This is a genomic window from Nocardia exalbida NBRC 100660 (assembly GCF_000308575.1).
GTDB classification, from domain to species: domain Bacteria; phylum Actinomycetota; class Actinomycetes; order Mycobacteriales; family Mycobacteriaceae; genus Nocardia; species Nocardia exalbida.
Map to the genome: position 1 here is coordinate 65,020 of NZ_BAFZ01000025.1, position 18,709 is coordinate 83,728.

Annotated in this window: 21 protein-coding genes and 1 pseudogene; 13 read left to right on the forward strand and 9 right to left on the reverse strand. The window is 67.4% G+C overall.

Annotated elements, in window-relative coordinates; translation table 11 throughout:
- Positions 1 to 73 precede the first annotated feature (73 nt).
- Together ON29_RS05255 and ON29_RS05260 are read left to right on the forward strand one after the other, a co-directional pair.
- Positions 74 to 949 (forward strand): SDR family oxidoreductase, encoded by an 876-nt coding sequence (locus ON29_RS05255; RefSeq protein WP_040864994.1) that lies wholly within the window; start codon positions 74 to 76, stop codon positions 947 to 949.
- A gap of 26 nt (positions 950 to 975) precedes the next feature.
- Entirely contained in the window at positions 976 to 2,232 is a 1,257-nt protein-coding gene (locus ON29_RS05260; RefSeq protein ID WP_040864995.1) for an acyl-CoA dehydrogenase family protein, read from the forward strand.
- A gap of 502 nt (positions 2,233 to 2,734) precedes the next feature.
- Here the strand turns inward: ON29_RS05260 and ephH are convergent.
- On the reverse strand, positions 2,735 to 3,619 hold the full coding sequence (gene ephH, locus ON29_RS05265; protein ID WP_051174895.1) for an epoxide hydrolase EphH: 885 nt from the start codon (positions 3,617 to 3,619) through the stop codon (positions 2,735 to 2,737).
- A 54-nt stretch (positions 3,620 to 3,673) separates the two neighbouring features.
- Here ephH and ON29_RS05270 point away from each other — a divergent pair.
- Positions 3,674 to 4,459: pseudogene (locus ON29_RS05270) on the forward strand (exodeoxyribonuclease III); the annotation flags it as partial.
- 53 nt (positions 4,460 to 4,512) lie between these two features.
- Here the strand turns inward: ON29_RS05270 and ON29_RS05275 are convergent.
- Genes ON29_RS05275 through ON29_RS05285 form a run of 3 tightly spaced genes read right to left on the reverse strand, consistent with a single transcriptional unit; the run spans position 4,513 to position 6,117 of the window.
- On the reverse strand, positions 4,513 to 5,355 hold the full coding sequence (locus ON29_RS05275; protein WP_051174887.1) for a helix-turn-helix domain-containing protein: 843 nt from the start codon (positions 5,353 to 5,355) through the stop codon (positions 4,513 to 4,515).
- Complete coding sequence (locus ON29_RS05280) at positions 5,352 to 5,861, reverse strand: DUF6879 family protein (RefSeq protein WP_040864996.1); 510 nt, start codon at positions 5,859 to 5,861, stop codon at positions 5,352 to 5,354. The genes ON29_RS05275 and ON29_RS05280 overlap by 4 nt, the downstream gene beginning before the upstream one ends.
- Positions 5,842 to 6,117, reverse strand: coding sequence for a hypothetical protein (locus ON29_RS05285; protein WP_240679458.1), 276 nt, complete (start codon positions 6,115 to 6,117; stop codon positions 5,842 to 5,844). The genes ON29_RS05280 and ON29_RS05285 overlap by 20 nt, the downstream gene beginning before the upstream one ends.
- Before the next feature lie 617 nt (positions 6,118 to 6,734).
- Here ON29_RS05285 and ON29_RS05290 point away from each other — a divergent pair.
- The 3 genes from ON29_RS05290 to ON29_RS05300 all read left to right on the forward strand — a co-directional run bounded on the left by ON29_RS05290 (position 6,735) and on the right by ON29_RS05300 (position 8,119).
- The gene (locus ON29_RS05290) at positions 6,735 to 6,983 is read left to right on the forward strand and encodes a hypothetical protein (RefSeq protein ID WP_040864998.1); all 249 of its coding nucleotides are present in this window, start codon (positions 6,735 to 6,737) and stop codon (positions 6,981 to 6,983) included.
- Positions 6,984 to 7,136: 153 nt separating this feature from the next.
- Positions 7,137 to 7,625 carry a guanyl-specific ribonuclease gene (locus ON29_RS05295; protein ID WP_040864999.1) on the forward strand — a complete coding sequence of 163 codons (489 nt, stop codon included), beginning with the start codon at positions 7,137 to 7,139 and terminating at the stop codon, positions 7,623 to 7,625.
- The gene (locus tag ON29_RS05300) at positions 7,625 to 8,119 is read left to right on the forward strand and encodes a barstar family protein (protein WP_040865000.1); all 495 of its coding nucleotides are present in this window, start codon (positions 7,625 to 7,627) and stop codon (positions 8,117 to 8,119) included. Before ON29_RS05295 ends, ON29_RS05300 begins: the two co-directional genes overlap by 1 nt.
- A gap of 9 nt (positions 8,120 to 8,128) precedes the next feature.
- On the opposite strand, the gene ON29_RS05305 is transcribed toward ON29_RS05300, so the two are convergent.
- On the reverse strand, positions 8,129 to 8,764 hold the full coding sequence (locus ON29_RS05305; RefSeq protein ID WP_040865001.1) for a TetR/AcrR family transcriptional regulator: 636 nt from the start codon (positions 8,762 to 8,764) through the stop codon (positions 8,129 to 8,131).
- 130 nt (positions 8,765 to 8,894) lie between these two features.
- Between ON29_RS05305 and ON29_RS05310 the strand changes: the two genes are divergently transcribed.
- The 3 genes from ON29_RS05310 (at position 8,895) to yhjD (ending at position 11,979) form a co-directional block, all read left to right on the forward strand.
- Complete coding sequence (locus ON29_RS05310) at positions 8,895 to 9,827, forward strand: oxygenase MpaB family protein (RefSeq protein ID WP_040865055.1); 933 nt, start codon at positions 8,895 to 8,897, stop codon at positions 9,825 to 9,827.
- 21 nt (positions 9,828 to 9,848) lie between these two features.
- The gene (gene trpS, locus ON29_RS05315) at positions 9,849 to 10,880 is read left to right on the forward strand and encodes a tryptophan--tRNA ligase (RefSeq protein WP_040865002.1); all 1,032 of its coding nucleotides are present in this window, start codon (positions 9,849 to 9,851) and stop codon (positions 10,878 to 10,880) included.
- Positions 10,881 to 10,947: 67 nt separating this feature from the next.
- Entirely contained in the window at positions 10,948 to 11,979 is a 1,032-nt protein-coding gene (yhjD, locus tag ON29_RS05320) for an inner membrane protein YhjD (protein ID WP_083863256.1), read from the forward strand.
- Positions 11,980 to 11,987: 8 nt separating this feature from the next.
- Here yhjD and ON29_RS05325 read toward each other — a convergent pair whose 3' ends face one another.
- Positions 11,988 to 13,289: a D-alanyl-D-alanine carboxypeptidase family protein gene (locus ON29_RS05325; protein ID WP_040865004.1), complete on the reverse strand. Its 1,302-nt coding sequence runs from the start codon at positions 13,287 to 13,289 to the stop codon at positions 11,988 to 11,990.
- Between the two features lie 129 nt (positions 13,290 to 13,418).
- On the opposite strand from ON29_RS05325, the gene ON29_RS05330 reads away from it, so the two are divergent.
- The gene (locus ON29_RS05330; RefSeq protein WP_040865005.1) at positions 13,419 to 14,933 is read left to right on the forward strand and encodes an MFS transporter; all 1,515 of its coding nucleotides are present in this window, start codon (positions 13,419 to 13,421) and stop codon (positions 14,931 to 14,933) included.
- Entirely contained in the window at positions 14,923 to 15,534 is a 612-nt protein-coding gene (locus ON29_RS05335; protein ID WP_040865006.1) for a TetR family transcriptional regulator, read from the forward strand. Before ON29_RS05330 ends, ON29_RS05335 begins: the two co-directional genes overlap by 11 nt.
- Positions 15,535 to 15,554: 20 nt before the next feature.
- On the opposite strand, the gene ON29_RS05340 is transcribed toward ON29_RS05335, so the two are convergent.
- Together ON29_RS05340 and ON29_RS05345 are read right to left on the reverse strand one after the other, a co-directional pair.
- The gene (locus ON29_RS05340) at positions 15,555 to 16,451 is read right to left on the reverse strand and encodes a phenylalanine 4-monooxygenase (protein ID WP_040865007.1); all 897 of its coding nucleotides are present in this window, start codon (positions 16,449 to 16,451) and stop codon (positions 15,555 to 15,557) included.
- 128 nt (positions 16,452 to 16,579) lie between these two features.
- Positions 16,580 to 17,113: a DUF4396 domain-containing protein gene (locus tag ON29_RS05345; protein ID WP_040865008.1), complete on the reverse strand. Its 534-nt coding sequence runs from the start codon at positions 17,111 to 17,113 to the stop codon at positions 16,580 to 16,582.
- 107 nt (positions 17,114 to 17,220) lie between these two features.
- Here ON29_RS05345 and ON29_RS05350 point away from each other — a divergent pair, with 107 nt between their 5' ends.
- Positions 17,221 to 17,418 (forward strand): type II toxin-antitoxin system VapB family antitoxin, encoded by a 198-nt coding sequence (locus tag ON29_RS05350; protein WP_040865009.1) that lies wholly within the window; start codon positions 17,221 to 17,223, stop codon positions 17,416 to 17,418.
- A gap of 25 nt (positions 17,419 to 17,443) precedes the next feature.
- On the opposite strand, the gene ON29_RS05355 is transcribed toward ON29_RS05350, so the two are convergent.
- A complete protein-coding gene (locus tag ON29_RS05355) occupies positions 17,444 to 17,743 on the reverse strand; it encodes a DUF6881 domain-containing protein (RefSeq protein ID WP_040865010.1) in 300 nt (99 codons plus the stop codon).
- A 127-nt stretch (positions 17,744 to 17,870) separates the two neighbouring features.
- Here ON29_RS05355 and radC point away from each other — a divergent pair, with 127 nt between their 5' ends.
- Complete coding sequence (gene radC, locus ON29_RS05360; protein ID WP_040865011.1) at positions 17,871 to 18,554, forward strand: RadC family protein; 684 nt, start codon at positions 17,871 to 17,873, stop codon at positions 18,552 to 18,554.
- Positions 18,555 to 18,709 lie beyond the last annotated feature (155 nt).

The following is an 18,709-nucleotide window of genomic DNA, read 5'->3' on the forward strand; positions in this document are numbered from 1 at the left end:
CCTCCAGCGGCGGCACGAATTCCGCCGCGTTCTTTCCCATCGCCGGATTCGGCGCGACTTCAGGAGACAACACATGGGCGTACTGGACGGACGGGTCGCCGTCATCACCGGTGCGGGCCGCGGCATCGGCCGCGAGCACGCACTGCTGTTCGCGAAGGAGGGCGCCGCGGTGGTCGTCAACGACCTCGGCGGCAGCAACGCGGGCGAGGGGACCGACAGCGGTCCCGCCCAGGATGTGGCGCGCGAGATCGTCGCCGCGGGCGGCAGGGCGGTGGCCAATACCGACGACGTCGCCACCTGGGACGGCGCGCAGAAGCTGGTGGAACAGGCGGTCACCGAGTTCGGCGGCCTCGACGTCGTGGTCAACAACGCGGGCATCCTGCGCGACGCCTTCATCGCGGGCATGTCCGAAGCGCAGTGGGACGCGGTGATCGCCGTGCATCTAAAGGGGCACGCCGCGGTGCTGCACCATGCCGCCGCGTATTGGAAGCAGCAGTCCAAGGCGGGCAATCAGCCCGATGCCGCGGTGATCAACACCGCATCGGCGTCCGGTACCACCCTGCCCAACCCGGGCCAGGCAAATTACGGCGCGGCCAAGGCCGCGATCGCCGCCCTGACCCTGGTGGCCGCCGACGAACTGGCCCGCTACGGCGTGCGGGTCAACGCGATCGCGCCGATCGCGCGCACCCGGCTCACCCTGGCCACTCCCGGTATGGGCGAGATGCTGGCGGCCGAGGCGGAGTCGTCCGAGGGCGGGTTCGACGCCTTCGCCCCGGCCAATATCGCGCCGCTGGTCGCGTACCTGGCCGCCGAGACGTGCCCGATCACCGGCAAGGTGTTCGCGGTGCAGGGCGGCGCGATCTCCGAGCTGGCGGGTTGGCACGATGTGAAGACCATCGAGACCGAGGGTCCGTGGCTGATCGACGACATCGCCGCCCGGCTGCCCTGATCCCGGGGAATGTGAGGAGAACGACGATGTTCGAATGGTCCGAGACCGATGTGATGATCCGCGATGCCGTCCGGGGGTTCATCGACAAGGAGATCCGCCCCAACCTGGACGCGCTCGACAGCGGCGAACTGCCGCCGTACCCCGTCATCCGGAAGTTGTTCCGCGAGTTCGGGATCGACGTGATGGGCGGCGAGGCCGTGCAGAAGATGCTTGCCAAGCAGGAGGCGCGGCAGGCCGCCGTGGCGGCGGGGGAGCCGAAGCCGGAGAAGAAGGCCTCCGGCTCGAGCCCGTTCGCCGGACAGGAATCGCTGATGGCGGTGCTCATCGGTGAGCTGTCCGGGGTGTGCATGGGCCTGGTCACCGCGATGGGCGTGAGCATCGGTCTCGGCGCCACCACCATCATGTCGCGCGGCACGCCGGCGCAGAAGCAGCGCTGGCTGGAGGACATCGTCACCATGCGGAAGGTGGCGTCCTGGGCGATCACCGAACCGGACTCCGGTTCCGACGCGTTCGGCGGCATGAAGACCTACGTCAAGCGCGACGGGGAGGACTACCTGCTCAACGGGCAGAAGACCTTCATCACCAACGGTCCCTTCGCCGACGTGATGATCGTCTACGCGAAGCTGGACGACGGCGCGGGCGGTGACAAGCGCGACCGCAAGGTGCTCACCTTCGTGCTCGACAAGGGCATGCCAGGCCTCACCCAGGGCAAGCCGTTTAAGAAGATGGGCCTGCATTCCTCCCCGACCGGTGAACTGTTCTTCGACAACGTGCGCGTCGGCCGCGACCGGCTGCTCGGCGAGACCGAGGAGCACAAGGGCGGCGACGGCCGCGACAGCGCCCGGTCCAGCTTCACCGCCGAGCGCATCGGCGTGGCCTTCATGGCGCTGGGCATCATCAACGAGTGTCATCGACTGTGCCTGGAGTACGCCAAGAGCCGCAAACTCTGGGGCCAGGAAATCGGGCGCTTCCAACTCGTCCAGCTGAAGCTGGCGAAGATGGAGATCGCGCGGATCAACGTGCAGAACATGGTGTTCAACACGCTGGAGCGGGGCCGCGCGGGCAAACCCCCGACCCTGGCCGAGGCCTCCGCGATGAAGCTGTACGCCTCCGAGGCGGCCACCGAGGTGGCGATGGAAGCGGTCCAGCTCTTCGGCGGCAACGGCTACATGACCGAGTACCACGTGGAGCAACTCGCGCGCGACGCCAAGTCGCTGATGATCTACGCGGGCAGCAACGAGATCCAGGTGACCCACATCGCGAAGGGCCTTCTGGCGCAGTAGTTTCGAGCGGCCGACTCGCTCGGCAACTTGCTCGGCGCTCATGGATTCGAGCGAAACAGCCGAGCTTCGGCCGTTTGTGACCGGGCTGTCTGCCGTCTCAGCGCACGGGCGGACGGCGGTCATTCGACGGCCGCCGTGTGATCACGGCTCGGCCGCCTTCAGTCCTATGAACACTGCTGCGCACGACCACATCGGCCCTACCGCCGGTCGAGCCGGGCGACCTTCACCGTGTCCTGTCCGGGGCTCGTGTCTTCGAGGCGCGACCCTGCCGGCAATCGAGTCGGGCCGCTCTGACCGTGTGCATGTGGCCCTGAGCTGCCGACGCGTCCAGTTGACCCCAACCAGGGGTCTCGACCGAAGCGAACTGGCACTGCCCACCCGCCCCACGAGCCGCGGGCCCGCTATCGAGAGCTCGATCGTCAACGAGCCCAGCTCAACCCCGACTCCCGGTCGCGAGCCACAAAGGGGCCGCGAACACCCAGCGCCGAAGGCGCTGGAAAAACTACACAGCGCGCAACCGCGTGCGGCTGGCGTACACGTGCTCGGCGATGAGGGTGGCGATGCGGTCGGGCGCTTCCAGCATCGGCACGTGGCCGACGCCGTTGACCAGGATGCGGTCGGCGGATTCGGGCAGTTCCTTCAGGTAGCGGCGTGCGTAGACGCGGTTGGGGATGACCCGGTCGTACTCCGCGAGCAGCAGCCGGACCGGCGTCCGCAGGGAGGACAGGTCCTCCTGGGCCGGCGCTCGCATCGCGCCGAGGATCATCGGCACCATCGCCGGGCAGTGCAGTGCGGCGGCGAGGGCGGCGGCGGCGTCGCGGCGGGAGACCGCGGAGGCCTGCTTGCTCAGTGCGAGCAGCGCGATCCGCTGGGCGAGGGGGTTGCCGATCGCGAATCCGCCCAGGCGCTTGCCGATCTGGACGATCGGCACCAGCGAGAGGAATTTCAGGTTGATCCGCCACTGGGTCAGCGAGGGCGCGTGCCAGCCGCCCGCGGGCGCGATGAGCGTCAAGGTGCGGGCGCGTCCGCGGCGGGCGAGTTCGACGCCGACCAGCCCGCCGAGGGAGTTGCCCGCGATATGGCAGGTGCGCCAGCCCAGTTCGTCGAGCTGATCACAGATCCCGTCGGCCAGCGTCGAGACGTTCACCGCCGGGCCCTCGGTGGGCGCACCGCCCCAGTGCCCCGCGAACGCGGGCGCGAACACTTCGCAGTGCGTCGACAGCCGCGCGGCGGTCTGCTCCCAGCAGTGCGGCGACATCATGAATCCGTGCAGCAACAGCAGGGGATCGCCGGAACCTACATGCAGTGCCTTGATCGGCTGTGGCTGTTTCGCCGGGGTGGAGCCGCGCGCGGCGGCGGAGGAGGACTGGGAGGTATCGGACGACATCGTCTTCACCCCTTCCTGGACGGCAGTGTCCGGGGGGACTTCATCTGACCAGCATTGTACGGTCGTGAGGTGCCGTATATCTCGACAGTGAACGTGAACGGTGTCCGCGCCGCCGCGGGCAAGGGGCTGCTCGCCTGGCTCGCGGTCACCGAAGCCGACGTCGTGTGCGTGCAGGAGACCCGCGCGACCGACGCGCAGGTCCGGGCCGCGCTGGCTCCCGCGCTCGACGCGGGATGGCAACTGTCGCACGCCGAGCCGGAGTCGAAGGGCCGCGCCGGTGTCGGCATCCTGTCCCGGCGGACGCCCTGCGCCGTGCGAGTCGGCTTCGGCAGCAGCGAGTTCGCCGCCGCGGGACGCTATCTGGAGGCCGACTTCGAGGACGTCACCGTGGCCAGCGTCTACGTGCACTCCGGCGACGCGGGCACGGTGCGCCAAGACGAGAAGTACCGCTTCATGGCCGAACTCGGCGCCTATCTCACCGCGCGAACCGGGGACTTCGTGGTCGCCGGGGACTGGAACATCGCGCACACCGAGCGGGACTTGAAGAACTGGAAAGGCAACCTGAAGTCGGCCGGCTTCCTGCCGCAGGAGCGGGCGTGGATCGATGACCTGCTGGCCGCGGGCTACGTCGACGTGGTGCGCCACCTGCATCCCGGGGTCGACGGCCCGTACAGCTGGTGGTCCTACCGGGGCCGCGCGTTCGACAACGACAGCGGTTGGCGCATCGACGCGGTTTACGCAAGAGAGGGGGTCGCCTCCCGCGCTGTGTCGGCACGGGTGGAGCGTGCGGCGACGTACGCCGAGCGTTGGTCTGACCATGCTCCGGTCACGGTGGAGTTCGCGGAGAAGGTTCCCGCACCGCTGACCAACGAATACCCCCTACACGGTCACGGTCACGGGCGGGGCGTACGAGCATCCAGCGCCTTGCGGATCAGCTCCCGTGCTGCTTCACCGGTCACGGACTGACCGGCCAGAACATCGAACGTCCGGTGATATACCGCGATCTCTCGCGGCTGCGTGATCGACAGCTCTGCCGTGATGTTTTCGACCAGGACACGACTCGAATCGAACATCAGAAACGACGTGGTAGCCGTCTCGAACGGTGCCAGCATCGGCACGATTCCGAGCGTCACACGTGGCATACCTTGGACAGCTAAGAGCCGGTCGAGCTGGCCGACCATCGTCTGATCGTCGCCAACGGTGGTGTACAACGCTTGTTCACCAAGGACGAAGTGGAACAAGTGATCCCGCTGATACAAGACTTGTTGCCGCTGCATCCGCTTGGATACACCCGCGTCCAGATCGTTCGGAATCTGCTGGAACTCGATTACCTTCCGCAGGATGCCCGCCGCGTAGTCGGCGGTCTGTAGAAGACCGGGAACCAAGACCGGTTCAAACGATCGGATGATCCGAGCTTCGGATTCCCACTTGATCGACGCTTGCTGCCTGCGCTTCGTTCCGGTACCGAGAATCTTCCGCCATTCGAGGTACGCGGTATCTATGCTCTGCCGCGCCGCGTGGAGGTCTGCTAGTTGGTCACCCGCGTTGCAGTGTCGGCAGTACGCCGAGATGTCCTCCAGAGACGGCCGTATCCGTCCGTATTCGATCTTGGAGACCTTGCTGGCGTCCCATCCGCTACGGCGTGCCAACTCCGCACCGGACAACCCAGCGGCAACACGAATACCCCGGAGTTGCGCCCCGAGATATTCGCGCTGCTGGTCAACGGAACCGGTCACTGTGTGACGTACTCCGGAAACGGAGTGGCGAGAGACCAGAACCGGACTCGGAGCCCGCGACAGTACGCGGCAATGTGCGGGTCGCTGGTTACCGCACCGGACCAACCTCCGGACTCCCCGAACGCTGAGAAGACCACTGTTTCGTCATCAAGTAGCCAATAGTCATCCGAAGGGACTTCCCCGGCACGATGCCGGGGCAGATATCGAATGTCTTCGCCTGCCCGTACGTTGAGCGCTGCCACGGCAAGCGCGAACCGGGTGTAGTCGGTGTGGGGTTCGGTGACGATTCGTACCCGTGTAACCGCTACGCCCCGGCTGGTCGCCTCCTGTACTAGCTCGGTCCACGGCTGGAACCATGCGTAGTCATCCGGCTCGTCTGCCAGGAATCGCCGGAACGGTTCATGCTCGTTCGGTTCGGCGTACGAGTCGAGCACTTCGAGGTGAAACGCTTCCCGCTTGCAGGTCCGGAGTAGGTCCGGGAACCCTTCATCGGGCACTAGCAGCACCGTAGAACGTCCTTTCTAGCTTCGGAACCTCGATAGCGGTTTCGTCGTCGGCAATGTCGAGCTGTGCGAGTAGTTCCGGTTCGGTGACCGGCCGACCGGTGAGCCGAAATGTTCCCCGGCCGGTGTCGGTCAACGTCGCACCGATGAACGTATCCGGTTCCAAGAACCCGAGTAGCAGGTGTGGCAACTCGACGGTGTCGGCCCGGTCTGTCTTCCATGCTTGGACGACGTACCCGCCGGGGTCGTTCGCCAGCAAGGTAGGGCATCCATTGTTGGTGCTTCCGCCTTTGCCTAGGAAACGTAACGGCATCTGTGTACCTCCGGATTATGTCGTGCACGAGATTGCACGTACAGATCCGATTGTGGCTCAGAGATACCAGGTAAGCACTGGAAATCTTTGACTCGTGCACGATTGAGCACGATCGTGGACCGGCTCGGTAGACGGTTCGTACCGTCGGAGTCGGCCCCCGTGACATGTGACGCCAACCGGTCACGGGGTGCCTACCACTGGCCTACTACAGGGGTTGAAATGACCGCAGACGGAGACCAACAACGCAGGGGCGCAGCGCTTTACCCGTTCCCCGGTGGTGTGTTCGAACGGTGGGATGACACCGAAGACGCAGAGCCGGGCGTGTATGTCGAGTTCCATCACCCCGGGGAGTCGTGTAACGAAGCTCGGACGTTCGGCCGTGGTGAAGCGGAACGACTCGGTTTGGTGGACGACGAGACGGAGTCCGCGTGATGGGGTTGTTCGTGGCGTTCGCTGTCCCGCTGGTCGCCTTCTTCGCGGTGGTGTTCTGGCCTCAGCGGATACCGAAAGAGAAGTCCGTACGGGCGATTCAGCAACGAATCGAACGTGAAGGCGGTTCATAGATGATTCCGGAACGTGACCCCGGCGCAAGATCGGACTTTCCTGATAACCCGCCGGAGTTCCCCGGGAAGCTGCTCCGAGAGCTTTCGGTGGTGGTCCGTGATCGGTTGCAGAAGATCGCCGAGGAAGTGAACCCGTATCTCGGTCCCGACCACCGGGCCATAGCCGCACTGCCCAAAGCTGCGGAGGAGTTGGCGGTAGTCACCTTCCCCAAGTCGGGGCGGTACGCCGAGTACACGCCAGACGAGTGAGCCCAACTGTGGGGCAGGTGACGTAGATTCGTCAGTCATGACGGATAGCCGCGCCACCAGCAAGGGGCGTAACGGGGTCTGTATTCCGGTTCCTTCACTGTTCCAGGGTGACTCTCGTAGGTCCGACCACGCGCCCGTCACGGTGCAGTACCGATGAACCGGTCGATCAAGCGCGGCCTCGGACTGCTCTGCGCGGTGGCTTTGGTGGTGTTGGCTGCGGTGCTCGCGTTGTACGACGGCGGCGATACCACCACATCGACTCCGGCGAGCCGCGCGACCACCGTCGCGACCGTCACGGTGACGCCAACCGCCGCCGTCCCGCGGGGCGGAGACAGCGCGTCGCCGGTCACCCAGGCGTCCGGCGTGCCGGAGCGCGCGTACGTCACGCTGCGGGAGATCGACGCGGGCCGGTGGCCTGGCTCGGCGAATGCCCCGGGCACCAAGGGGGGCGAGCGATGGCAGAACCGCGGCGGCAACCTGCCCGCCGCGGACGGTTCCGGCAAGCCGATCACCTATCAGGAATGGGACGTCAATCCCAAGCAGTCCGGCCGATCCCGCGACGCCGAACGCATCGTCACCGGCAGCGACGGCTCGGCCTGGTACACCGGTGACCACTACAAGACCTTCACGAGGATGCGCTGATGACAAAGACCGTCACGCTGTCGCGGTTCCTTGCCCGTCCCGACGTGGACGACGCGCCGCCGAGGTCGGAACTCGCCCCGCCGCGTGTCACGTTCGGCGCCCTCGCCGTCGATGCCGCCGAGTTCAGCGGTGTGCGGGACAAGGCGCCCCCCGGTTACCTGGTGCGCGAGCTGCGTGGCGCGAAGATGCCCACCACCGCCCGACTCTTCGACGAGTTCGCCGCCGCGTTCCAATTCCCGTACTACTTCGGCGAGAACAAGGACGCGTTCGACGAATGCCTGCGTGATCTGGATGATTTCCTCGGTGAAGGGGCCGGATACGTTGCCGTGGTGCGTGACTCGGCCGGGTTGCTCGCCGACGAGCCGATCGAGCGTGACTGGTTCGCCGAGGCCATGCGCGACTGCGCGGCCTACTGGTCGCGGCGCGACGTGCTCTTCCGGGTCGTCCTGCAAGGCGACGCGCCCGACCTCGAGGACGTGTCCCTGCGGCTGTGAGCGGGACCGTTACCGCAGTTTTTCCGCCAGGTCCTCGCCGAGCAGGACGAACACGTCGACCGTGTGCTCGATCAATTCGTCGCGGGTGAGGTTCAGATCGCCTTGCAACCAGGCGGTCAGCGTCTGCACCAGCCCGCCGACCAGGTACAGGGCGCGGAAGTCGATCGCGGAGGCCGGGGCCGAATCGGACATCCGGTAGAAGTCGGTGCCCTCCGAGGCCACCATGTGCGCGAACGCGCGCACCGTCTCGGTGGTGCGGGCGCGTAGCTCCGGTGTCGCCATGCCCGCGATCAGGGCTGCTTTCGCCTTGCGCGGGTCGTCGGTGAGCAGGTGCACGCCCGCGGTGATCGCGGCGTGCGCGGTCGCGCGCGTGTCCGGCGCGGCGGTGCGCACCGCGGCGAGGATGGCCGCCGCCAGTTCCTCCGCGATTCCGTCGGTCAGGGCGATGAGCACGCTGTCACGGCTGTCGAAGTTCTCGTAGTAGTACCGCTCGTTGAGGCCGGCCCGCGCGCACAGCCCCGACACGGTCAGCTTCTCGAGCCCTTCCGTGCCGATGATCTCCAGAGCTGCCTCCAGCAGCGCCGCACGCCGCTGCGCCCGGCGCTCCTCGGCGGAGATGCCCCCGTACGTCCGTTGCGCCGTCACCCCTCGATTCTTACAGGTGCGCTGGAGCCCACGCCGGGTGCCGACAAGGCAACATTCTGGCAGAGAGTCTTGCCAGAAATGCGAATTCTGGGGGATGCTGTTGCCAGATGCGCTCGACGAGGAGGCAACGATGTCCGAGCCCGGCTATTTCAGTGACCACTCGATGGTCCGGCGGGTGATGAGCAAGCGCGCGGTGGGTCTGACCTACGGCTTGCGCGCACTGGTGATCGGCGCGGTGCACCCGCTGCTCTATGTCGGCACAGCGGAGAACACCGAGCATCGGATGACGCCCTACACCCGGCTCGCGCTGACCGGCCGCCTGTTCGAGGCGGTCTTCCTCGGCAGCAGGTCCGAGGCCGACCGCGCCCTGGCGTTCACCAGGAAACGGCACGTCAGCGTGCGTGGCGCGCTGCCGGAGGATGCCGGAGCCCACCACCCCGCGGGCACCGGGTACTCCGCGCTCGATCCGCACCTGATGTTCATGACGATGGCCTTCACCTTCGACTCGGCCGAGGTGATGTACGACCTGCTGGTGCGCACCATGACCGAGGGCGAGCGCGAGGGGCTCTACCAGGACTACGTGCGCTGGGGCGAGCTGTTCGGCATGCCCGCGGACGCGGCGCCGGGCAGCTACCGCGAGTTCCGCGCGTACTTCGACGGCTACCTGGCCTCCGACGAGCTGTTCCTCACCGACGAGGCGCGGTTGGTCGGCTCCTACCTGGCCGGACAGCGCGTCCCCTACGCGCAGGGCGTGCCGTTGCAGCAGGTCACCTCCGCGTTCTACCTGCTGGTGCAGGGCAGCCTGCCGCCGCGGATCCGCCGGATGTACGGGATGCGGTGGGGCGTGGCCGAGGAGGTCGCCTACCAGGGGCTGTCCCGGGCGGTCCGCACCGCGCACATATCGGTTCCGCTGGTGCCACCGGTGTTGCGTGGCACGCTCGCCGGGCCGAGCGCGCCGGTCTACAAGAGGCTGTCCCAGCGCGAACACGAACTGGTCAGCGGCGGACGGCCGAGTATGCCGGGGGTGGACGCGCGCAACTGGGTGCAGCGAAATTCCGCTTGAGCCGCATGGGAAGATCGGAGTATGTCCAGTCCTGCGCCCAGCCCGGCCGCCGAACGCAAGCAGCGGGTTCTTTCCGGGATCCAGCCGACCAGCTCCTCGTTTCATCTCGGGAACTACCTTGGCGCGCTGCAGTACTGGGTGACCATGCAGGACGACTACGACGCGCTGTATTTCATCCCGAACATGCACGCGATCACCGTGCCGCAGGATCCCAAGGAGCTGAAGGCGCGCACGAAGGCCGCCGCCGCCCAGCTGCTCGCACTCGGCATCGACCCGAAGAAGTCCACCCTGTTCGTGCAGAGCCAGGTGCCCGAGCATGCCGAGCTGGCCTGGGTGCTCAGCTGTCTCACCGGTTTCGGCGAGGCCGGCCGGATGACCCAGTTCAAGGACAAGTCGGTGAAGCAGGGTGCGGAGAACGCGACCGTGGGCCTGTTCACCTACCCGGTGCTGATGGCCGCCGACATCCTGCTCTACCGCGCCCATCAGGTGCCGGTCGGCGAGGACCAGCGCCAGCATCTGGAGCTGACCCGAAACCTGGCCCAGCGCTTCAATAGCCGGTTCAAGAAGACGTTCGTGGTGCCGGAAGCGCACATCGTCAAGGGCACGGCGAAGATCTACGACTTGCAGGATCCCACCGCCAAGATGAGCAAGTCCGCCTCCACCGACGCGGGCCTGATCAATCTGCTCGACGACCCGAAGGTCACCGCGAAGAAGGTGAAGTCCGCGGTCACCGACACCGAACGCGAGATCCGCTACGACCCGGAACGCAAGCCGGGCGTCAGCAACCTGCTGGTGATCCTGAGTTCGCTCACCGGCGCGCCGATCGTCACGCTGGAGAAGGATTTCGAGGGGAAGGGTTACGGCGAGCTGAAAGCCGACGTGGCCGACGCGCTGGTCGAATTCGTCACGCCGTTGCGTGCGAAGGTGCAAGAGTACATGTCGGATCAAGGTGAGCTCGACCGCATACTCGCCGCCGGGGCCGAGCGTGCGCGAGAGATCGCCGGCAACACCCTCGCACAGGTCTACGACCGGGTCGGTTTGCTGAGTCGCTGAACGGCTACTTCACCTTCGTGCGCCCCGTCAGGCGTCGTGCGAGGTCTCTTGGTCGAAGGGGCGAATGGTGCAGGTGATCGACAATGTCAAGGCCGGGATCGAACGCCGGGTCCAGGGACAGCCGTGGCTGGACCATCTGGTCCGTGCGGCGGGGCGCTACCAGCGGCAACGGGGTGACTACTACGCGGCGGGCATCACGTATTTCACTGTGCTGTCGCTGTTCCCGCTGCTGATGATCGCTTTCTCGGTCGCGGGCCTGGTCTTGTCCAGCAATCCGGATCTGCTCGAGGAGTTGCGCGCCAAGATCATCGAGAACATTCCGGGCTCGTTCGGCACCCAAGTGAACGACCTGGTCGATCAGGCGGTCGAGTCGCGGGGCACGGTCGGTGTCCTGGGTCTGTTCACCGGCGTCTACAGCGGGCTGGGCTGGATGTCCAACCTGCGGGCCGCGCTCACCGAGCAGTGGGAGCAGAAGTCTCCGGACGGCAATTGGCTGATGACCAAGCTCTCCGATCTGGGGGCACTCGTCGGTCTCGGTCTCGCCTTCGCGGTATCGCTGGGGTTGTCGGCGCTGGCCTCGAGCACCCTCGGTTCGCGGCTACTCGAAAGCCTCGGCCTCGGCGAAGCGCCCGGGGCGGGCGTGCTGCTGTGGCTGTCGTCGACCTTGCTCGGGTTCCTCGCCTCCTGGGCGGTGTTCGCGTGGGTCATCGCGAGGTTGCCTCGGGAGCCGGTGACGCTGGCCAGCGCCGTCAAGGCGGCCGCGCTGGCCGCGCTGGTGTTCGAAGTGTTCAAAATCGTCGCGTCGATCTATCTGCGATCGGTGCTGAGCAGCCCGGCGGGCGCCACCTTCGGCTCGATCATCGGCCTGATGGTGTTCAGTTACATCACCTATCGCATCGTCCTGTTCGCCACCGCATGGGCCGCCACCGCCGCGGAGAACGAGCCGGAAGCGGAGATTCCCGCACCCGGACCCGCCGTGATCGCGCCGCGGGTCAGCGCACGCGATATATCGGTGGGCGTGGGTGCCACCTACTTCGGTGCGGGCGCGCTCGCGGCACTCGCGCTTTCCGGATTGCGCAGGTTGCCGGGCCGTCGGTGAACGTTCGATCAGCGTCGCCGGTTGGCCTGACGTGCGCCGAGCAGCAGCGCGGCGACCAAGAGGACACCGCCGATGATCAGCATGGTCCTGGCGCCGGTGCGGCGGTCCTCGGCCGCGGGCATGGCTGACGGGTCGCTGCCCGGCACCGAAGGCGTGGCCCGGTCGCTGCCCGCCGTGGGCGGCGCGGCCAGGGTGACCGCGCTCTGGTCGCGCTGGGCTACCACCGCGCCGGGCAAGTTGCCGATCGAGGCGCCGCGGGGCAACGCGAATCCGTAGTCGAGCAGGCGGGCGGCCTGTTCCCACGGCCGGATCGGCCGCACGTCGGCCTTGAGCAGGGTGACGGCGAGCCTGCGGCCGTTGCGCTGGGCGGCGGCGACGAAGGTCTGGCGCGCGTCGTCGGTGAAGCCGGTTTTTCCGCCGAGGGCGCCGTCGTAGTTGTAGAGCAGTTGGTTGTCGTTGCCGATCGGGTAGCCGGGGCGGTCGGTGTCGCCGGGAACCGCCGGGTCGGCGGGGTAGCCAGGGAAGTCGGCCTGCTCGGTGTGGATCAGCTCCGCGAACAGCGGGATGGTCATGGCCTCGCGGAACAGCACGGCGAGGTCATAGGCCGAAGTGCTCATCCCGGGCCCGTCCAGCCCGGACGGTGTGGCCGTGCGAGTGTCCATGGCGCGCAATGATTTCGCGAGGTCGTTCATCTTCGCGACGGTCGCGGCGTCGCCGCCCAGCTGCGTGGCGATGGCATGCGCGGCGTCGTTGCCCGAGGCCATGATCAACGCCTGCATGAGCTGCCGGTTCGTGTAGCGGCCGCCGGGGCCGATGCCCACCCGGGTGCCGTCGGCATCGGCGTCGGCCTGCGTGCCGACCACCACCTTGTCGAGATTCAGCGTGCGCAGCGCCAGCGTGGCCAGCAGCACTTTGATCGTGCTGGCGGGCCGGTAGCGCCCGTGCGGGTCCTTCGCCGCGAGCACTTCGCCGGTGTCCAGATCCGCCACCAACCAGGCCGTCGCCGAAATCTCCTGCGGGGCAGGCGGTGCGGCTTTGGGAAGCACGACCCCGCACTCGCCGAGGCGGGGCCCGCCGATCGGCGGGGAAGGGATCGGCAGCGGTGCGGGAGCCGACTGTCCGGGCGCGGGCACCTCGGAGGCGTCGATCGGCGCGGGCGGCACCGTCTTCTGCGGGCAGCCGTCGGTGTTCGGGGTGGTGAACGGCGTAGAGGTGCTGGGCTCGGCGAGGGACGGCGCGGCCGTCGTTGCGATCGCGGCGACGGCCAGCACGGCGCCCACGCAGAGCAGGGCACGGCGAGTGATCTTCATCGCCGACGAGCCTAGCGAGCGAGTCGGTGATCGGCCGCACACACTCAGCCCTCCGGGCACCAATATTGACATCTACTACCAAATGACAGCTACTATCAAAAAGTTGTATCTACCACTTTCGGAGGCGTCATGAAGAATGACTCGACCCGCCGCTGGCTCGCCCTCGGCGCGCTGGCCGTGGCGATGCTGACCATCGGGCTCGATGTCACCGTGCTGACCGTGGCGCTGCCCACGCTCGCGGTCGACCTGAACGCGAATACCGCCGCGCTGCAATGGTTCAGCAGCGCCTACACGCTGGCGCTGGCCGCGGTGATGCTGCCCGCGGGCGCGCTCGGCGACCGCTACGGCCGCAAGAAGTTCCTGCTGGCCGCCTTGGTGCTGTTCGGTGTCGCGTCCGTCGCCTGCGCCGTGGCCACCTCGCCCGGCGAGCTCATCGCGGCGCGCGTCGTCCTCGGGCTCGCGGCGGCGGTGATGATGCCGCTGTCGATGTCGGTGCTGCCCGCGATGTTCCCCGAACCGGCCGATCTCCAGCGGGCGCTCACGATCTGGATCACCTCCACCGCGATCGGTCTTCCGCTGGGCCCGATCGTGGGCGGCTGGCTGCTGCGCAACTTCTGGTGGGGTTCGGTGTTCCTGATCAACGTGCCGATGGTCGTGATCGGCGCGCTCGCCGTCGCCGCGTTGGTACCGGAATCGCGCAGCACGCGACGCTTCCGGCTCGACCTGCCCGGGGTGGTGCTGTCGGCCGCGGGCATGCTCGGACTGACGTATGGCTTCATCCGCATCGGGGAGAAAGGCTGGGGCGACGGTGTGGCTTGGGGCATCGTCGCGGCGGGTGTGCTCCTGTTCGGCGCTTTCCTGGCCTGGCAACGCAGGACGACGCATCCGCTGGTCGATCTCGGCCTGTTCGCCGCCGACGGATTCCGCTGGGGCACGGGGTTTTCCATCGTGGTGAACTTCGCCATGTTCGGCATGTTCTTCACCGTTCCGCAGTACTTCCAGGCGGTGCTCGGCGTGGACGCGCTCGGCAGCGGCCTGCGGTTGCTTCCGCTGATCGGCGGGTTGCTGGTCGGCAGCAGGTTGGTCGACAAGGTGCTGCCGAAACTGGGCATCCGCGTCGTGATCACCGCCGGGTTCACCGTCTTGGCCGGTTCCCTGGTGCTGGGCGCGCTCACCACCGTGGACAGCGGCTACGGCTTCACCGCCCTGTGGCTGACGCTGCTGGGCGCGGGGATGGGTTTGGTCATGCCCGCCGCGATGGGCATGGCGATGGGCGAACTGGACGCGGAGCGCTCCGGCTCCGGTTCCGCGCTGTTGCAGGCGCTGCGTCAGGCAGGCGGCACCATCGGCGTCGCGGTGCTCGGCACCGTGCTGGCCACCCGGTATCGGTCCGAGCTCGGCGCGCTGAACCGCGAACCGATCGACGACGGCGTGAACGCGGGCGTCGCCACGGCGCGGCGCCTGGGTGATCAGTCGATGCTGCACCAGGTGCAGGTCGCCTTCCTCGGTGGCATGAGCGCGATGCTCTGGGCCTGCGCCGCGCTGTGCCTGCTGGCGGCCGTGCTCACGGCGACGTTCATCCGCGTGCGGCAACCCGACCGGGCGCGGGAGCCGGGTGCGGCAGAATCGATTCATGTCGGTTGAGCTACCCGCGAACGGGACGGCGCGAGGTCTGCGCGAGCGGAAGAAGGAACGGACCCGGCGGACGATTCGCCTCGAGGCTTTCCGGCTGTTCCGCGAGCAGGGGTACGGCGAGACGACCGTCGAGCAGATCGCCGCGGCCGCCGATGTCTCGCCGAGCACCTTCTTCCGCTACTTCCCGTCCAAGGAACAGCTGGTACTGGCCGACGATCTCGATCCGGTGATCATCGAGGCGCTGCGCCGTCAGCCGCGCGACGTCCGCCCGATGGCCGCCTTCCGCGAGGCGGTGCGCGAGGTCTTCGCCAACCTGCCCGCCGCCGAGCTGGCGTTCGAGCAGGAGCGCCAAGCGCTGCTGTTCCACGTGCCGGAACTGCGCTCCGCGATCGGCTTGGAGATGATGCGCAGCATCGATCTGCTGTCCGGATTGCTGGCCGATCACCTCGGCCGCTCGCCCGACGACTTCGAGGTGCGAGTGGCGGCAGGCGCGATGACGGGCGCCGGGCTGGCGGTCCAAGCGATGGCGCCGATGAACCTCGACAACATCGCGCGCACGATGGATTTCCTGGACGCCGGACTCCCGCTCGGGCCGGATCGCCGGCCCTGACGGCCGAGCCCCGGACCGGCCTATGCCCCGGCGGTGCTGGCCTGCCGGAACCGATCCGGGGTGTCGTCGTCCATGGTCGCGAAGAAGCCGCCGATCACGTCCTCGATCTCGGCGATCGAGTCCGCGCAGTAGAGAATCGGCTGGTAGTGGGTGATGTCGTAGGTCGCGGTACCCATCTGGGCGATGTCGAGCGGGCGCAGTTCGGCGTGCCGGAACTCCTCGATCTCGCCGTAGGACGACAGCAGGCCCGCGCCGTAGCAGCGGATCTCCCCGTGTTCCCGGACGACGCCGAATTCCATCGAGAACCAGAAGACGTCGGCCAGGAATTTCAATGCGCGGTCGGTGCTCAGCCGCGCGACCGCCGCGCCGACCGTCGCGTAGATTGCCGCGAAGCGGGGGCTCGCGATCTGGTTGGCATGCCCGATGATCTCGTGGATGGCGTCCGGTTCGGGGGTGTACAGCGGCGCGGAATGATGCCGGATGTACTGCGTGGAGTGGAAGATCCGATCCGCGAAGGAGCCGAAGAACTCGCGCAGCGGCACCAGGCCCGCGGCCGGTGCGTAGCGGAATCCGGTCAGCGGTGCCAGCGCGGCGGAGACCTCGTCCAGTTGCGGGATGTGATCGGTGGGCAAGGACAGCGCCTCGGCGGCCGCGAGTACCTCCGCGCTGGCATGGCTGCGATGTTTGCGGGCGAGCTCGGCCGACACGATCTGCCAGACCCGCTGCTCCTCGTCGGTATAGGCGATGTGGGGCAGCGGCTTGCCCGGCGCGTAGTCCAGCGCCAGCGCGGCGATGGCGTTGCGCCGGGCCCGGTATGCCGGATCGTGCACGCCGGGGTGCTGGTCGCTCAGGTGCACGGTCACGTCGCCGTCGCCGGTGCGGGTCACCGGCGAGTACAACTGCGCCTCGGTGAACATATCTCGATGCAAGCACCACCGGGACCCGGCGACAACAAAAGCCCGTTCAGCTGGACAATCTGCCTAGCCGAACGGGCTTATTCCGGGCAAATCCGGGAGTGGAAGGCGCGAATAGGGCGTCGTTCTGATCAGTGCGCGCCGTGCAGTGCGTGCACCACCGCGTGGCCTTTGCCGCGTCCGATCAGCCACTTGTTGACCGGCGTGGTCACCACGAACGCCACGGCGAAGGCGAGGGCGAGCGTGGTCCAGAACAGCACGGTGTCCAGGTGGGCGTCCATCGCCCCCGGGACCACCAGGATCACGGCGTTGTCCACGATCTCCATGACCGTGATGGACACCGTGTCGGCTGCCAGCGCGGTGCCGACGGCGGCCGCCAACGGCAGGCCCGCCCGTAGCACGCCGCGCATGGTGAACGCGTAACCGAACACGAACGCCAGCACGATGGCCAGCACCATCGTCGAGGCGTTGTTCCAGCCCAGCGCGGTGCCGATCACCATGCCGAGGATCTCGCCGATGGCGCAGCCGGTGAGGCAGTGCAGCGTGGCCATGGCCGCCATCCGCCAGGTTGCGGGGGAGTGGTGCGCGGTGTGCTGACCGGCGTCCTTCGTCGCGTGCGCGGTGTGCGAGGTGTGCTCGTCCGACGGGTCGTGCCTGTGTTCCATGCGAGGAACTATACCCCCGTAGGGTATTAGTGCAACCCGTAGTTCGTGATTTGCCGGACATGAACCCGGGTTATGCCGCAAGATGGCGAAAGTACGAAGGAGGGCGCATGAAATCCGTGCGGATCGATCTCGACCAGGACTTGCTCGCCGCGGCCGCCGCCATCATGGGCACGTCGACGAGCTACGCCACCATCAACGAGGCCTTGCGCCGGATCGTCGTGCACGAGCGTCAGCTGCACAATCTGCAACGGCTGGCCGCGAAGGCGTTCGTCGGGCTACCGGACGTCGCGGTGGTGGACCGCTAGGCGCTTTCCGCGGACGCCCTTTCGGCTACCTGGGCGATACGGGCCGCTGCTCGTCGAGAGCGCGCTGCCAGACCGCCTCGAACTCGTGAGCGTCGATCTGGAGCGCGGTGAACTCGGTCTCGGCATTGATTTCCTCCGGGGTCGGAACCGGAATCTGCCCCAGCTCGGTCGTACCGGTGCCGCTGCCGGAATCGGCCCAGTCGGCGTGCCCGTCGCGGAACACCTCGACCTTGCGCACCTCGAAACCGTCGTCGCCGATCTCGCTGAACAGCTCGACCGGCTCGTCATCGAAGTCGTGGTGCCATTGCGCCTTCAGATACCACATCGCACATCAGCTCCCCAGTTCGTGACCCCTCGGCTACCGAACCGCACACCAGCCAGCATATGCGTGATGTGTCGGTGGCCCCTGGCAGAATCCCGGGCACTGTTGGCGTGACCGAGGGGTGGGAGTCATGGCGGTCTCTCTAGTCGACGTGCCGGTGACGCAGCGGCCGCGTGAGCGGTTGCTGGCACTCGGTCCGCACGCGCTGAGCGACGCGGAGTTGCTGGCCCTGCTGCTGGGGCAGGGCAGGCGCGGCGCGAGCGCGCTGGACCTCGCGGTGGAACTCTTGGTCGAGCACGGCGGGCTCGCCGGGCTGTCGTCGGCGCGCCCGGAGGAGTTGTCGCGCCGAGCCGGCGTCGGCATCGCGAAGGCCGCCGCCATCATCGCCGCTTTCCACCTCGGCGCGCGAGCACGCAGTAGGCCGGACATCTCGATCCGGCTGACCAGCCCCGCCGACGTGGCTGCCGCCGCGCGCCCGCATTTCGCCGGGTCCAGAGTCGAGCGCCTGCTCGTCCTCGTGTGCGACGCGCAGAACCGCCTGCGTCAAAAGGTCTTCGTCGCCGAAGGAGCCATCGACCAAGTAGCCGTTCCGGTCCGGGAAATCCTCAACACCGTCCTGCGCCACGACGGCCGAGCCTTCGCCATCGTCCACAATCACCCCTCCGGCGACCCCACCCCCAGCCCCGACGACCGCCGCACCACCACCCTCCTTACCGAAGCGGCGCGAACCGTAGGTCTGCGCTTTCTCGACCACGTCGTGCTCGCCGGGGAGAGATGGGCCAGCGCCCCGGGGTGGCAAGCGGCTGAAAGGTGAACGCTCCGCGACTACGCCTGGCGACTGGCAGGCACGGCTGCACGATGCACCGGGCCATCGTGAAAACTGCGGCCTGATCCACTCGGTTGTCTCGTCGACAACGCACAGTTTCGAGAGTTGCTGATCAGGAGCAGGTGACTTGCCGGACCATTTGA